This window comes from Glaciecola sp. SC05 (assembly GCF_041380235.1).
GTDB lineage: Bacteria > Pseudomonadota > Gammaproteobacteria > Enterobacterales > Alteromonadaceae > Glaciecola.
Genome location: NZ_JBGIYY010000009.1, coordinates 1 through 15,847 on the forward strand (window position 1 = coordinate 1; position 15,847 = coordinate 15,847).

Here is a 15,847-nt window from a genome sequence, read left to right on the forward strand (position 1 = left end):
CTCCATAGCGGTGCAAATTAACAACTACTGTTAATCGCTATTGCATCAGTGATATTGTTTTTCCCTTTTTATTGGGCTTTGCATCCATTTTTCGGCCCAAACTGGGGGGCTGGAATCGCTGCCTTTATGATGTATATTGGGTTTCCTGCTTTATTTTTATTTAAATGGAGTAAGCGAAGTAGCCACCCACTCTTAAAGGTGTGCAACTATGCATTAGCCGTTGTAGTGTTGGGCTTACTAGGTTGGGTTTTTTACGGCGTGCTTTTCAATAGTGCTCCTATTCCAAATTCAATTGCTTTGGCAGGTGTTTACGGTTACCTAGCTTTCTATTTCTTAAAGCATGGATACATGCCTTATCAAGCTATAGAGTCAGAGACAGAGTGAGATGAAAGGCAAAACAAATAACAAACCCATCAAATCGCTCTCAGGCTAACTGGAACAAATACTCATTGTCTCTCCCTTGTACCTCGGGCATTATAGCCAACTAGTATTTGCCCTTTATGGAAAGCGTTATGCGTTAATGCAAGGAAAATTATGATATGGATATAAATACAACACTTATGGGCCAGATGTTCGCTTTATTTGCTTTAGTCGCTTTCGCATTTACTATCTCAATAATTAGCTACATTCTTGGCAAGAGGAAGACAGAAACGCCTGAAATTGCAGCTAAGATTGGTTTTTTCTTAGGCTTACTTCCCCCTCTATCACTGATTTATCTGATAGTTTTAATGTTAAAGCAAGATAAGTTTAAAGCACAAGATGACGTTTAATGCCTCTAAGCATAACAAAGCACTAAACTCAAACGCTTTTGCTCGCTGGGACAGCAACTTGGTACTCCTTCAGCTATTGTGCGCGCACCGTTGCTGCCCGTTAGTGCGGTGTTGAGGCTGTAGAAAAAACCAGATAACAAAATGGGTTTGGAGAATTGTACAATTAATGCACAAAAAATGTGTGTACGTGAACTTCAGATAGGAAAGAGCGTTGAACTTTCAAAATAGTCAACACAGAGCTCCGGCTTATTCTTACATTTTGTTTTTCTGCAGCCTCGTTAACTGTCCTTAGGATAACCTGCATGAAAGAAAAACTAAGAGTACATTCTGATAATCCTGAGAGCTCTTCGTTAGGAAAAGTTGTTTGGTCACCGATCAAATCGACCTGGTTTTTATCGAATTTATTTTTAGCGGTATTCGTAGCCCCTTTTTTTATATCTTTTTCAGCAATTCTGGTGTTCATACTCCTTACTGGCGTGACCTTGTGTTTTGGCCATTCCTTAGGAATGCACCGCCTAATGATTCATCGTTCATATGAGTGTCCAAAATGGATGGAGTACCTTTTTGTATATTCGGGTGTTTGGGTTGGTATGGCTGGACCGATTGGTATGCTTAAACAACATGATCTAAGAGACTGGGCTCAACGTCAGGAAAAGTGTCATGATTATTTATTGCATGGAAGTTCAATTTGGAAGGATGCGTGGTGGCAGTTGAATTGTGATTTGGAGCTCGAATATCCACCGAAATTCACTATTGAAGATAGAATTTTAAAAAGTAAATTTTATGTTTTTATCGAGAAAACATGGTTGTTTCAACAAATTTTTATCGCGGTGCCACTTTATCTAATAGGAGGATTACCATGGTTGCTTTGGGGAATTTGCGTGAGAGTGATTGTATCGGTAGGTGGACATTGGTTAGTGGGATATTTTGCTCATAATAATGGACAAAAGACTTGGACAGTAAACGGTGCAGCTGTACAAGGACATAACATTAAGATAGCAGGTTTGGTCTCTATGGGAGAATCTTGGCACAATAATCACCATGCTTACCCTGGCTCTGCCATGCTGGGACTTCATGAAGATGAATCAGATATTGGTTGGTGGGTGCTTAATGCGCTTCATAATTTGGGATATGTAAAAAACATAAAGTTACCCAAAGACTTGCCAGAAAGGTCAGAATTAGTAATTGAAGAGAAACGTGACGTTGAGCGCCAAAAAAAGGAACTTAAACCATGTAAGTTTGTGGGCTCAGTATGAGCAGACAGTTAACAAGTCAAGTAACGGAGATTATCAGCTCATGTCATGCCACTTGCTTTCGCAACCGCCACGCCATAATCTGCTAACTCGTTATTGGGTTGTTAGAACCCACCCACTTCTCATGCAAGGAGATTATTTTGAAAGTGTTTATTAAAGCTGTATCGTTAATAATTGTTGCAATATTAAATTTTGGATGTGGAAGCACAGAAATTAGTTCGGCAAATAATTCAGTTGTTAATTATAAGTCTAGATGTGAAATGCAGCCTAAAAATGAAGAAGACTCGATAAATCAAAGCTTAGTTCATACTACACCTCCAAAATACCCACCTGAAGCCGCGGTTAAAGGATTAGAAGGTTATGTAATAATTGAATACGATATTTCAGAGAGGGGTAAACCAATCAATATCAATGTAATCGAATCTTTGCCAGCTAAAGTTTTTGATAAAGCAGCAATTTATTCATTTAAGGGCTGGCAATATCAACCATCTGCTAGTAAGTGTCACGTTGTTCGCTTAGATTTTACACTTGGTTGAATGAGCAGCAAAGGCTCTAACAAACGCCTCATGGCAGTCGCTGTCCCGACTTCGGACACATAATTTGTTGTGCAATTTGCATTTCGCTGCGTTACGTTATTTCAATTGACACAATAAATTGCGTGCGGAATAGGCGGGTGTTATGCATGTTATAAATTTTTTTTGAGTTTAAATGATGAATGAATCGGACTGGAAAATATTTAAGCAAATTAAAGAGTTGGCTATTGATAAATATTGTTCGCTAGCTTTAGATGAAGCGAGAGATATTGTCTTAGGTGACAGAGAAAGTTCGCATGAGACATACGTTTATTTGTGCAAGATTCTTCAGAATAGAGAGCAGCATTTAGCCGTCATGTTTGATGGTCACAGCAGATCAAAAGCTTGGCTGCAATTGATTGCTATGAGAACAGAAGGTTTGGCAGAACAAGCCTTACTTGATAAATTATCAGAAGAATTTCGAATTAAAACAGATCCAACAAAACTATGGTAATTTCGATGCATAACAAATGCATGCATACGGATTTGTCACAAAAGTAGTACCAAACAGCTTATGGAAGGTGTTATTCGGCGTTAGACATCGCTTGACAAGGTACGGCATTGCCGTATCATTGCATCATGGTCTTTATAGAAACAAGCTTCTTTACAAAACTGCTACCAAATTATTTATCAGATAATGAATATCGTGGTTTGCAATCTTACCTTCTTCAAAAACCAGACGCCGGCGATATTGTAAAGGGCTCTGGTGTTGTCAGAAAGGTAAGGTGGGCTTCTTCAAGAAAGGGTAAAAGTGGTGGCGTACGCGCTATTTACTATTGGAAGAAGGCTGAACATGAGATATGGATGCTCACTATGTACAGTAAATCGGAGCGAGCTACTATCGCAGGTCATGTGTTGAAACAAATAGCAGAGGCAATCGACAATGAGTAATAGAGATATAGGTGCCGAAATTCTTGCAGGTATAAATGAGATTAAGGAATATAAAAAGGGAAAGGTTTCTCTGCGCAATAACGAATTAAGTGAGCCATCAGCGCCACAGGTGATTCGCTCTAAATTGAAAATGTCTCAGGTTATGTTTGCAGGTTTACTAGGTGTAAGCACAAGAACTTTACAGGATTGGGAACAGGGAAGAAGAAACCCTCAAGGACCAGCAGTTGCATTACTAAGGATAGCCGAACAACATCCAGAAGTTTTTAGCGAGTTGAGATAAGCGGAGTGGCGAATAACAAATCGGGGCAAGATTAGACAATTCACAAGAGCGGTGAATCGCCGCTTAATTTGGTGTTGGTATGACTTTATGAAAAACTTATTAATCTTCACTTTTTTGCTGTTACCTTGCTTTGTGTTCGCAGCAAACGTAATCAAAGTGCAAGCTGATCTAGAGTTTCTTTTAGATACCCAAAAGGAATCTGGGAAACTATGCAATAGTGAAAACGATTGCTCGACTTGGTCTCCATTGGACTACCTACGCTGCGCTGCGGCAGCCAATTAGCAAAGCGTTATGTGCGAAGGAAAGTACCTCTCATGAAAAATCTAATTTTACTTATAACTATTTTATTGCTGATAGGGTGTAATGAAGCAACTGACCCAAACACCTGCCTAAATCCTGTTGAAGTTACAGGAGTAAGAAGTGAGGTTAATATCGGTTATATTGTCACTTTTGAGCAAGAGATAAATATTGATACTATTACTACGGAATTTTTAAATAAGTACCAAGACCTCACTGTATTTAACACCTATCAAATTATTAATGGTTTCCATGGTGATTTTGGGCCAGCTACATTAGAGCAAATTCAATGTGAGGATGGTGTAAACTCCATTGAGTTCAATTCCGAAGTGCGCGGTACATAAAAAGTCATTAAACAGCGACAAATAAAGCTTTTTTCTTGTTCACTGCGTTCACCATTTTAGCCAAGGATTTATTTTCCGGTTAACGGGGCGTTATGTGTAATGAGAAAACAGCAGGCATCGTCAATTTACGATGAACAAATATGACTATTGTATCGGGAAAGATAGAGCCACTTAAAAGATTAAAGGAGATCCTGCATAGTCATGGCATATATAGGTTTAATTCTATTGGTGACATTAATGCATTTCTAAAGCAATATGAATCTGAAAAGAAAAATATATCAACAAAAGTAAAGCACTCTACTGACGATGAAATTAAGGACTTAGAGGAAGCACTGAACAGTACAATAGAGATGCGGGATAAAAACATATTCACTAAGCTTCTATACTATTCTAAGGCGAAAAAATTAATAAAGAACCATGCTTCACTGATAAACAACTATGAGGCAGTCTTGTCGCAGCGGTCTTCAGATTCTTATCGTAAGCTGAAATTCATCAAAGAAACAGTAGAGGGTCTATCTTCAGTAATTGCTGGCGCAGTCGGTGAAAATGCCGTTGTGAGTGAACTGAAAAAGCTATCTGATGAATATTACTTGATAAATGACTTTTCGTTAAAATTTAATCCACCAATATTTAATAAGCGCGAAAACGATACAATATACAGCATCCAAATTGATCATTTATTAGTCTGCCAATCAGGCATCTTTGTTATCGAGACAAAAAATTGGAGCTCTAAATCAATTGAAGATCTAGATTTAAGATCGCCAGTTAAACAAGTTAAAAGGGCTAGTTTTGCATTGTTTGTATTTTTGAACAGCGACAATAGTCAAGGTTTAATTGGGAATCATTGGGGTAGAAAGAAGATACCAATTAAAAACATTATCATAATGACCAATAAAGCGCCAAAGACCGATTTTCAGCATGTTAAGGTGCTGTCCCTTGATAAGCTAAACGGATACATTCAATATTTCGCCGACATATTTGATGAAGCCGAGACTGAAAAAATATTCACTTATTTGAAAGATGAAATATTGTAAAACACATAACTAGGAACTTCTGTGGGAGGAGTTTTCAGCTACGCTCCAAACTTCTCTCTAAGCGGCGTTTTAGGCCTACCGTGCATTTATTCTCTTCACTTCGTGTCTGAGCCTAATAGTTGCGAATGCTTGACTTAGATTTACCTAGCGCTTACCAGAAGAACCAAAACCACCTTCACCACGCTCAGTATTTTCAAACTCATCTACCACTACAAACCGCGGCTGAATAATCGGCAGAAATACCAATTGTGCAATCCGTTCAGCAGGTTCAATCGTGTAACTTTCCTGTCCTCGATTCCAGCATGAAATAAACAACTGCCCCTGATAGTCAGAATCAATTAGACCAACTAAATTGCCCAACACAATGCCTTTTTTATGACCAAGTCCGGAACGAGGTAGTATCGTTGCTGCCATATTTTTATTTTTCATATGAATAGCGATACCGGTTGCAATAAGCTCGGTTTGCCCTGGTACTAAGGTAATACTTTTGTCGATGCATGCACGTAAATCTATGCCGGCAGAACCTTCAGTTGCATAGCTCGGTAGCGGGATGTCTTTACCAATTCGGGCATCGAGTATTTTCACTTCAACTTGTTGCACTGTTTGTTCCTTTTGTTAAGCGCCGGTTTGCAGTGTTTAATGATACACATATAAAGGCATCGTGATCGACAAATGTTTGTGCACTTAGGCGCTTTTTATTGGTGCATAACACCGGTGTAATGCACCAAGATGGCCTGCAAAATGAGTCTATCAATCCTCTTTATAAATGTAAGTGCTTGAATAATAATTATAAGTCATGTTGGCAAAAATATTGCAAAGCTATGGGTGTTGTGTGTGCTTTGATGTTGCGTCTCATGGATTGATGATGCCTCATTGAAGGTTATGTCCGGTGCTTGCACTTGTCCTGTGGGCACCGGATTTTCCCATCTTATTTTTCATACTGTATAAAACTTCTGCGCTTAGTTAGATTGCGCTAGGCAATGTAGTGACATTTATGCCATATTTGAACGTGTCTTAAATGCTCAGGACGATGCATGCTGTATTTATACCCGTCAAACAAACTCGAACATCTATCTCATCTTTTGCACGGTGTGATGCGGCACAATGCCCAGCATCCTCTACAAAAGCGAGTGCTGTTGGTTCAACACACGGGAATGCAACACTGGCTATCAATGGATTTAGCCCGTATTTCGGGTATCACTATGCAGCTAGACTTTCCGCTACCTACACGCTTTGTGTGGGAAACATGCCGCGATATTCTTGGTGATGATGCGGTACCCCAGCAGTCTACATTTAAACGAGAGGTCATGGTTTGGCGTATTCTAGATATCATTACCGCCGAAGCATTTAACACCTCGCCCTATGCAGCATCGCTGCATCAGTTTTGGAACAGCACAGATCCGAAACAAACACATCTTCAGCAGTTCCGTTTTGCACAACAGCTCGCAGATTTATTTGAACAGTATTTAGTCTTTAGACCCGATTGGTTGCTCGCTTGGGACGCAGATAGCGACATTGATATCACTCTTGATGATGAATTCAGCCAAATATGTTATGCCTGGCAAAAGTGGTTTTGGCGAGCGCTTGTGGCGCAATTTCCGATGCACCCTGTGGTGCTTCAAAAGCGTGCCATGGCTCAACTAGCTTCAAAGCAGGATAGCTTGCCAAAGCACATTTACTTATTCGCCATTAATACCATGCCGCCAGGCTACATGGACTTTTTTAATGCCTTGGCCGAATTTACTGACATCCATTGGTTTCATTTGAATCCCAGTGTTGACTATTGGGCTGAGGCAAAGTCTGACAGAGCCATTGCACGGCAACTGCGCACAAATACCATGCAGCAGTGGGTAGACGAAGACGACACTCATCCACTGTTAAGAAACTTTGGCAAACAAGGAAAAGACCTATTAGTGCAGTTGCTCAACAGTCAATCCATGGAGATTAGCGCATTTGAGCCGCCTGATATCGACCACAGTGGCGAACTAAGTTTACTTCAGCAGTTACAGTCAGATATTTTAAAGGGCGGCGCAGAACCCGACTTAGACGCACATGCATTTACCGCCAATAGTAGTATCCATGTGCATGCTTGTTACCACGAAATTAGAGAGCTACAAGTACTCAAAGACTTTATTTTAGAACAACTTGAGCAAGACCCAAGCCTAGGCCTTGATGATATTTTGGTGATGTGTCCCGCGATAGAAGAATATAGTCCGTTTATTAGCGGCGTATTTGAAACCAGAGACAGCCAGCATTTAGCGATCAGCATATCAGACCGGCAACCGATTGAATCGCAGCCCACTATCGCTGCCTTTATGCAGTTATTAGCTCTGCCTGAAGCGCGTTTTTCGGTAGAGCAGGTGATTTCGCTATTAGATACTCCCGCTGTGATGAGCAAGTTTGCCTTAAGCGTTACCGACATTAAATACTGCCGAGCATGGATTGAAAATGTAAGGATCAGTTTTGCCTTAGACACTGAGCACAAGGCAAAGCTCGTCTCAGCAGACGCGGTATCGATTAAATACACTTGGGAATGGGGCATAGAGCGCCTGCTAGTGGCGACAATGATTAGCGAAGAGCAGCAAATGGCAAACGGTGTAGCCATTGCCCATACTATTGAAGGGCAGGCTGGCAACACCTTAGGCAAATTAATTGCTTTTTTGTCATCTTTAAGAGGGCTTGTCATCGCGCTCCAGCAAGCGCGAAGTATTCAGCAGTGGCGTGACACATTCGACGATGTCATACAGCAATTCTTTACGGCGTCCTCAGATGATAGTTTCGCATTTTTACTGATTGAGCAAGCCCTGAGCGCCTTGAATGAAAATGCCGATCTTGCCAGCTTTGGCGAGCCTGTTTCGATTGAAATTGCGAGGCAGGCACTTAAACAAGGCTTAACTGTGCCGGAGACCAAGTCGCGCTTTATGTGCGGAAAAGTTACCTTTTGCTCCATGATGCCGATGCGCAGTATTCCATTTAAAGTAGTCGCTATTTTAGGTCTCAACCAAAAAAGTTTTCCCCGTCAGTCTTATCCCAGTGAGCTTGATTTAATTGCTAAGTCTATGCCGAGGGTCGGTGATCGTTCTCGCAGAAACGACGACCGCTATCTATTTTTAGAAGCGCTGGTTTCGGCGCGCTCTCACCTGTATTTGAGCTATCAGTATCGCAATATCCAAAGCAACGCTCAGCGAGAGCCCAGCTTGGTGTTAAAAGAGTTAATTGAACACTGCCGCAAGTACTATTGTGAAAGCTGTTTACAACTTATTGAACATCCCCTGCATCCCTTTAGTCAGCAAAACTTTGTGAGTGTGCCGGGTTGGCATGGCTCCTTCGCAGGCTCTTGGGCAAGGCATGCGGCATGGTTACAAGCGCCTCTAAAAAACAATCATCAAAGAGCTGAGCAATATCATGTAAGCGCCAATATATATGACATTGCTGTAAATGATTTAGTCGCTTTTTATGAGCAGCCGCTCAACTACTTTGCAAAAGAGTGTTTACAGCTTAGGTTTGAAGCAACTGCTATAAGCGAATATTCCCAGCCATTTGACATTGAGCCCCTGCAAAAATATGGTTTTCGTCAGCGTTTATTTAATCAGTTGAGTCAGCCGGTTGAATTGAATTTTGCCGAAGGGGCACAGGCGCAACAAAATCATCTATTGAATGCTGCGATGCAGGCCGGCGGTGACTTGCCTGAGCTGCCAGACATAGATACATATATCGAAATACAAACATCGGATATAAAAAAGTTAGTCGCTTTTTTGCATGAAGATTGCAGCCTACAAACATTGAGCGGCCAAGTTGCTTATGCAATAAATGATAATTTAAATAGCAATAGTCTGCCCTCGATAAATATATCTGTAACAAGCGCGAGTGAGCAACAGTCTTTACAAGCAGGCGCTATCAGTTTCTTCTGTCAAATTGATGCGAATCAGGGCATGGTCTTCCCGGTCTTTAAGGAGGCGCCAAAACTCAAAGACAGGCTACAGGCTTGGATATCATATGTGCTGTTGGTCAACTATGCGGCAGATAATCCAGATGATGAAAGACTCGCTGCTTTTAATGAAAACAGGCCCTTGTGCGCTTCCATTGTTAGCGTCAAACATAGCTATGGAAAACCGAAACTCACCCAAGAAACACTGCCATTGCTCGATGCAGAGCGAGCTAAAATAGTACTAAGCGATATGCTTGCATGGTTCAAAGCAGGAAATCAGCAGCCGCTGTTTGTTAACCCTAAACTAGTCGATGATTTAGTCAATTTTGAAAGTGCTGATCAGGCAAGCGTTGACATGAGCTTCATGCGCACTTGGAATAGTCAGGCCGAGCAAAAAGGCAAACACATCCCTTACGATGCCTTGGCTCTTAACCCCTATTTTGCGTATTTTTACGCCGGCGTGCCGCCGCTCACTGCAGCGCTGTTGCAAATTTACTTTGATGTATATGTTCCAATGTTAGTCGAGCCTGTAAGTGAAGAGGCCACCGATAGTGATGCAGCGATATCGCAGGAGCCAAAGCATGACTGACTTTATTGATAATCGTCCTATAAATGCCGGACGTGATGCACAGGAACTCAATCCATTGCAACTGCCGCTCGGCGCTAGACATTTAATTGAAGCGAGCGCTGGTACGGGTAAAACCTTTAACATTACCCGCCTGTATGTTCGCTTACTGGTAGAAAAGTCGTACAGCGTTCAGCAAATATTGGTGATGACCTTTACAGAGGCCGCTACCGAAGAAATCCGCACGCGAGTAGCTGAATTTATTGACGAAGTCTTGCTAAATTGGGATGGCCAAGACGCGTTTATTTTAGGCTTACAAGAGCGCGTAGATAAAGAACACGCAAGACGCTTGCTTGAGAGCGCCAAGCTAACTATTGACGATGCCTCTATTTTCACTATCCATGGTTTTTGCCAGCGGGTGATCACGCAGTTTTCAGCGAGCATGAAACAAGACCCTGATTCAACGATTCTTACCCAAACGGAATCTTTGATAATGCAGGCACTTGCCGACGCAATTATCGGCTTAGATAAACAGGGTAAAGACTTTGCCGCACTGCAAAACAATAGCTGGCATACGCCGAGTAAGTTTTATAATGCCTTTAGGGATCTGTTGTATTACCAAGATACCATCACCTTATTGAGTGCAGAGACCATATGGCAAGAATATCTACAAAGTGCCAACGGGCATTGGCAGGCCAATGAGTTTCTGCGTTATCGACTTGTTAAAAATTTAAAAGAATCGGATAACTGGTTAGATGGTTTAGCCTCAAATCCAAAAAACGCTAAAAGAGTCGAAGATGAAAAGAGCACGGCGATCGCGTTTTTACAAAAGTCAGAATTGCTGGGTGATGTTGAAGGCTCCGCCTTATATGATGAACTTAAAGCAGGAGAGTTTAACGACAATCCTTACACTCAAATCATAGATGACGGACTACTCAAACTGTTTTCAACAGCGCGACTAAAAAAATATCCACAAGATTGGCTAAAGGCAATTAATCAAGATTTTGAACAGGTATTTGCAGCAATACGCGAGCCTTTAAAGGTATCAGGTGACAATCGCTTGGATAAACGTATGCAGCTTACACTAGCGCATGCTGTGGTGCTTAAAGTGGTAAATCGAGTGCAAGCACAGGTGTACGCGCAAATGCAGCAAGACAGTCTGCACTCTTACGACGACCTTATCCGCATTGTTGCGCAGACCATATCGGGGCCTAATGCCGAGGTGATTAGCTCGCATTTACTGAAGCAATTTCCGGCGGCCTTGGTTGACGAATTCCAAGATACCGACCAGCAGCAGTACAGTATTTTTTCGAGACTGTATAAAAAAGCGGAGCCCAGCACCACACTGATCATGATTGGCGATCCCAAACAAGCAATCTACGGTTTTCGGGGCGGTGACGTGTTTACCTATTTACAAGCTAGACAAGACGCTGATTATTTATGGTCTATGGATACAAATTGGCGCTCTACCCAGGACATGGTGGCCGCTTACAATTTTGTTTTTTCCAGTAAGCCTGAGCGTGATACCAGCCCCACACAAGCCATAAAAAGCGTATTTGACTATGGCATCGAATATTTGCCAATTATACCGGCTCAAGGTAATAAGAAAGAAACGTCGCAGCTCACAGTGAGAAATCAGGAAGATAATCAAGCTTTGCAGTTTGTTTGTGCTGATGCCTTCAATGAAAACGAGCGTTTTACGGACATTGATGTACAGCGTTTACAGATTATCCACTGGATGATCAATGAGATTAAAATTTTGTTACGCAATGGCACAATCGAAGAAAAAAGCGGCAGCCGGATTGTACAAGCAAAAGACATCGCAATATTAGTTAGGGCCGGCTATGAGGCCGACTTAATCAAACAGCTATTCAATGAGCACGGTATTGCCAGTGTTTACTTAAGTGAAAAGTCACCGCTGTTTGATTCACGTCAAGCGCACTATCTGTACTTTGTACTCGATGCTATCTGGACCGGGAACGATCAGCGTCGCTGCATCACCGCTCTTGCGACCGGTATCTTTTATCATGCGGGAGATGAAGTCATTGGTGAAGTACCCTTGTCGACCTTAATTGCCGATCATAGCCATCCACAGTGGCAGAGTGTTTACAAGAAAAATGCACAGTACCGCCAAATTTGGCAGAAGCAGGGCATATATGCCTTGGTTATGCATTTGATTAAAGATCAACTCAGTCTAAGTGATGCTAGCGATAATCCTGAGCGGGCTTTGACCAACTATCAGCATTTGGCCGAGCTACTCGCCAAAGCAGCCGTCATGCATACGACACAAAGCGCACAGCTTATGTGGCTTGCTAAACAAATCAATCAAATAGACAAGGACGAAACCGCTCAACTGAGGCTAGAAAGCGATCAAGCGCTAATTAAAATTGTGACTCAGCACAAATCTAAGGGACTGGAGTATCCGATTGTGTTTTTACCTTTTGCCAATATAGGACGCAAAGGCGCTACTGGTAGAATTGTGAAGTATCACGATAAAGATAATGCTCTAATTATGCAGTTGGGCTCTAGCGAAGCCGCTGCCGATGCAATGCGTCAAGAGATCCTTGCCGAAGATATGCGCTTGCTTTACGTGGCATTAACTCGGCCTATATACCGCTGCTACATTGGGATGCTGAGCTCAGATACGGCAGATCAGAGCGCTATTCATCGCGCTTTGCAGCTTCCAGCGCTGCAGATCCCGGAGCAAGATGGCAATCACAGCAGTGAAGTTTTAAGCAACTATGCAGACACCTTAATCTCTAACATATTACACGTGACTCAGGCGCAACCTGCCATTGGCGCACGAAAAGCCAGTGCGCTGGGCGAAAGCTTGGAGCTTCCTGAGCCTGACGAGCTGCCAAAGCTGCATGTACGTAAAGTAACTCGCAGTATCTTGCAACAATGGGTACTGACCTCATTTACGGGAATCACTCGCCTCATGCACGCAGATAGCGCGGAAGCCGACCTTGCCAGCCGCTTAGCCAGAGAGCCTGAATTCACTGCTAATAATTTCACTACTAATAACGACACGAACGAAAATACTGAAGCGCAAGAAGATGCTCAAGCGCCTGCACTCGAACTGCGCTTTAGCATGACCAAGGGTGCCAATACCGGAAATATTTTGCACGATACCTGTGAATGGCTTTCGTTTATGGTGCCTGATTTTGAAAAGGTGTTAAAGACGGTCGCGCTTAGGCATACAGATTTTAGTCATGTGAATACACAACAATATCGCCAGTGGATAAATGAATGCCTAAAAGCGCCTATCAACAGTGTGGATGTTTCGCAAAAGGCATTGTCTCTATCAAGCTTGCCCGACAGCGTTACAATCAAAGAAACGGAGTTTTATCTGCCCATTGAAAAACTTGATAGTAGCGCGCTTGAACGCTTGTTGCGCGCACACAGGCAGCGCGTAGCTGAGCAATTTGGTTTTTCGCCAGTGCCGGTTAATCGCCTCTCTAAAACGAATATCGAAGGCATGTTGCATGGTTTTATTGATTTGATTTTTATGGCAGATGAGCAGTATTACGTATGTGATTATAAATCGACTCACTTAGGCAATCGCTATGCCGATTATACCTCGGCAAACACCGCTTATAATATCCAACTGCATGATTACGACCTACAGTATTTGCTCTATGCGATGGCCCTTGACCGATTTTTAGCGCAGTCGCTAATAGATTATCAACACCAACAGCACTTTGGTGGGGTGTATTATTTGTATTTACGCGGCATGACAGATGCACCTGCGCATCTGATTGATGGCGTAAGTCCTGGCGTGTTTTTTACGCCTATACTAGAGCAAGAGTTAGCGCAGTTAAATGCCTTGTTTGCAAACGAGTCGCCTAGCGCTAAGCATGCTGCTGTTCAGACGCAGAACACTCATTTAGGTGATAGCCAATGAGCCAAAGTAAACGCGCAATTTTTAGCAGCGATGCAAGTGCAGGCTTGCCATATCAAAATTTAGAAGCATGTTTGTCAGACTTGGTGGGCATAGAGGCTATCGATTATTTCTTTGCTCAATATATGATGTCTTTATGTGAAGCAACGCCCGCTTACAAAAGCTTAAGTAAGGAGCAAGTCCACTTGAGCTTTTACTCACTTTTGGCGCTTAGCTTTGCTCAGCGACAGGGCAATAGCTGTTTGGTGGTAGAGAGTTTAGCAAATAAACTAATGTGGTCACAAAGTGACAAAGTGTCTGGATCACAGGGCAATGCTGCTATTGGCTACCAGTTCCCTGATCATTCTAAACTGCTCGATGCAAGCTTAGTTTGGAAGGCAATGTTTCAAAGCATTGAGGGTATTCAGTTTGACGGTAAGCGACTGTACACGCAAAAATTTTATGAATATGAGCGTAAGTTTTGTGAGCACCTACTGCACAAAATCAGCGCGAGCGAGGACAACTACCAGATGCTGTGTGCTGAGTTAGATCAGCAAGATGGTACTCAACAAGACATGCATCAAACTAAGACAAACTTAAGAGATTGTTTAGATAAAGATTGGCCTGCACTATTTGCTCAAACTTCTGAGGCAAACAGCACCGATTGGCAGCAACTGGCAGTGATGAATGCCTTAGTATCAAAGTTCGCGATAATTTCAGGTGGTGCAGGAACCGGAAAAACTTACACGGTCAGTCGACTGCTGTTAACGCTGGTCAGAGGCTTAAAATTACAGCCACGTCGTATTGGTCTAATTGCACCTACCGGAAAAGCGGCAAATCGTCTGGCAAGCTCGCTCAAATTTGAGCTTGCGCAATTTGCAAAATTGCCTGAATTTTCTGATGTAAACACACTATTTTCAAAAGTTGAGGTACAAACCGTACATCGGCTGTTGGGTATTCATCCAGTAGACGGTCGCTGCAAATACGATCAACATCGTTTATTACCCTTTGACTGCATTATTTTAGACGAAGCATCTATGGTCGATTTGTCGTTAATGCATAAATTATTAAGGGCCACCGATAGTCGATGTAAATTTGTTATGGTCGGTGATCCGAATCAGCTGCCATCAGTTGAAGCCGGGTGTCTACTCGCAGATTTAGTGGCGAGCACCGCGCCCGAACTCAGCCGGCAAAGCGTCAATCAGCTGCAGGCTTTAAATCCAAAGCTGCGGGTCAACATTGAGCATTTCTCAGCGCAGCCAGCTTCAAAAAATCAATATCTGGTGAGTTTACAGCAAGGAAAACGCAGTGAAAAAGGCGTAACAGCGCTAGCCGAAGCGGTGTTAGGTGGCGACTATGCCGCGCTTGTGAATACGTTTGAGCAAACGGTGGCTTTTCATAACATTGCTATTGATGCGTCGCACAGCGAAGGCTTAGTCAAGATACTCACCGATTCGGTATTGCCTCAAATTGCTAAAACGCTCAGTGCGCAGAGTATTATTGAGGCGTGGCAAGCGCTCACAGAGTACGCATGTCTTACTCCAAATCGGAGAGGTTATGGCGGTGTTGAATGGGTGAATGCTTTTATAGAGCGAGCTTTGAGTCAAAAATTTGCGTGGGTTGAGAGCAATCAGCCGTACAAAGGTAAGCCAATTATGATCAATCAGAATGATTATAGCCTTGGCTTGTTCAATGGTGATGTCGGCATAATGTGGCCTGATAATAAAGGTGAGCTATGGGCGTATTTCCCCGCTCAAGAAGCAGGGAGTTTTCAAGCATTTTCTCTATATACGTTGCCTGCATACGATCCTGTATATGCCATGACTATCCATAAAACACAGGGCTCTGAATACGCTCAGGTTGATATCATTTTACCGCTTCAAAGTGCTCATTATTTAAGTCGAGAGTTACTGTATACCGGCGTCACGCGGGCTAAAAAGCAAATTCGTATATTTACAGATGAACAAACGCTAAAAGCGGCAGTGAGACAAAAAATTGAAAGAGTAAGCGGGATAGAGGAAATACTGCAATAA

At 42.5% G+C, this 15,847-nt stretch carries 12 protein-coding genes; 11 read left to right on the forward strand and 1 reads right to left on the reverse strand.

Features of this window, described 5'->3' with window-relative positions:
* Positions 1-539: 539 nt before the first annotated feature.
* From AB9H30_RS09625 to AB9H30_RS09660, 8 genes are all read left to right on the forward strand, one after another.
* Positions 540-770 (forward strand): hypothetical protein, encoded by a 231-nt coding sequence (locus AB9H30_RS09625; protein ID WP_371194459.1) that lies wholly within the window; start codon positions 540-542, stop codon positions 768-770.
* A 302-nt stretch (positions 771-1,072) separates the two neighbouring features.
* Complete coding sequence (locus tag AB9H30_RS09630) at positions 1,073-2,026, forward strand: acyl-CoA desaturase (protein ID WP_371194460.1); 954 nt, start codon at positions 1,073-1,075, stop codon at positions 2,024-2,026.
* A gap of 143 nt (positions 2,027-2,169) precedes the next feature.
* Entirely contained in the window at positions 2,170-2,559 is a 390-nt protein-coding gene (locus AB9H30_RS09635; protein ID WP_371194618.1) for an energy transducer TonB, read from the forward strand.
* 172 nt (positions 2,560-2,731) lie between these two features.
* On the forward strand, positions 2,732-3,049 hold the full coding sequence (locus tag AB9H30_RS09640) for a hypothetical protein (RefSeq protein WP_371194461.1): 318 nt from the start codon (positions 2,732-2,734) through the stop codon (positions 3,047-3,049).
* A 107-nt stretch (positions 3,050-3,156) separates the two neighbouring features.
* Positions 3,157-3,486, forward strand: coding sequence for a transcriptional regulator (locus AB9H30_RS09645; RefSeq protein WP_371194462.1), 330 nt, complete (start codon positions 3,157-3,159; stop codon positions 3,484-3,486).
* Entirely contained in the window at positions 3,479-3,766 is a 288-nt protein-coding gene (locus tag AB9H30_RS09650; RefSeq protein ID WP_136252537.1) for a DNA-binding transcriptional regulator, read from the forward strand. Before AB9H30_RS09645 ends, AB9H30_RS09650 begins: the two co-directional genes overlap by 8 nt.
* Before the next feature lie 314 nt (positions 3,767-4,080).
* Entirely contained in the window at positions 4,081-4,407 is a 327-nt protein-coding gene (locus AB9H30_RS09655; protein WP_371194463.1) for a hypothetical protein, read from the forward strand.
* A gap of 140 nt (positions 4,408-4,547) precedes the next feature.
* The gene (locus AB9H30_RS09660; protein WP_371194464.1) at positions 4,548-5,441 is read left to right on the forward strand and encodes a nuclease-related domain-containing protein; all 894 of its coding nucleotides are present in this window, start codon (positions 4,548-4,550) and stop codon (positions 5,439-5,441) included.
* 144 nt (positions 5,442-5,585) lie between these two features.
* Here AB9H30_RS09660 and dut read toward each other — a convergent pair whose 3' ends face one another.
* On the reverse strand, positions 5,586-6,041 hold the full coding sequence (gene dut / locus AB9H30_RS09665) for a dUTP diphosphatase (protein ID WP_371194465.1): 456 nt from the start codon (positions 6,039-6,041) through the stop codon (positions 5,586-5,588).
* Positions 6,042-6,475: 434 nt separating this feature from the next.
* Between dut and recC the strand changes: the two genes are divergently transcribed.
* From recC to recD, 3 genes are read left to right on the forward strand one after another with little or no spacing between them, the layout of a single operon-like run.
* Positions 6,476-9,958 (forward strand): exodeoxyribonuclease V subunit gamma, encoded by a 3,483-nt coding sequence (gene recC, locus AB9H30_RS09670; protein WP_371194466.1) that lies wholly within the window; start codon positions 6,476-6,478, stop codon positions 9,956-9,958.
* Positions 9,951-13,838, forward strand: coding sequence for an exodeoxyribonuclease V subunit beta (gene recB / locus AB9H30_RS09675; RefSeq protein WP_371194467.1), 3,888 nt, complete (start codon positions 9,951-9,953; stop codon positions 13,836-13,838). The genes recC and recB overlap by 8 nt, the downstream gene beginning before the upstream one ends.
* Positions 13,835-15,847: an exodeoxyribonuclease V subunit alpha gene (gene recD / locus AB9H30_RS09680; RefSeq protein ID WP_371194468.1), complete on the forward strand. Its 2,013-nt coding sequence runs from the start codon at positions 13,835-13,837 to the stop codon at positions 15,845-15,847. Before recB ends, recD begins: the two co-directional genes overlap by 4 nt.

What these genes read in the sequence shown, in the direction of transcription:
- recD (WP_371194468.1), top strand. Translation starts at nt 13,835, where the DNA reads ATGAGCCAAAGTAAACGCGCAATTTTTAGCAGCGATGCAAGTGCAGGC.
- AB9H30_RS09660 (WP_371194464.1), top strand. Translation starts at nt 4,548, where the DNA reads ATGACTATTGTATCGGGAAAGATAGAGCCACTTAAAAGATTAAAGGAG.
- recB (WP_371194467.1), top strand. Translation starts at nt 9,951, where the DNA reads ATGACTGACTTTATTGATAATCGTCCTATAAATGCCGGACGTGATGCA.
- AB9H30_RS09650 (WP_136252537.1), top strand. Translation starts at nt 3,479, where the DNA reads ATGAGTAATAGAGATATAGGTGCCGAAATTCTTGCAGGTATAAATGAG.
- AB9H30_RS09630 (WP_371194460.1), top strand. Translation starts at nt 1,073, where the DNA reads ATGAAAGAAAAACTAAGAGTACATTCTGATAATCCTGAGAGCTCTTCG.
- AB9H30_RS09655 (WP_371194463.1), top strand. Translation starts at nt 4,081, where the DNA reads ATGAAAAATCTAATTTTACTTATAACTATTTTATTGCTGATAGGGTGT.
- AB9H30_RS09640 (WP_371194461.1), top strand. Translation starts at nt 2,732, where the DNA reads ATGATGAATGAATCGGACTGGAAAATATTTAAGCAAATTAAAGAGTTG.
- recC (WP_371194466.1), top strand. Translation starts at nt 6,476, where the DNA reads ATGCTGTATTTATACCCGTCAAACAAACTCGAACATCTATCTCATCTT.
- AB9H30_RS09625 (WP_371194459.1), top strand. Translation starts at nt 540, where the DNA reads ATGGATATAAATACAACACTTATGGGCCAGATGTTCGCTTTATTTGCT.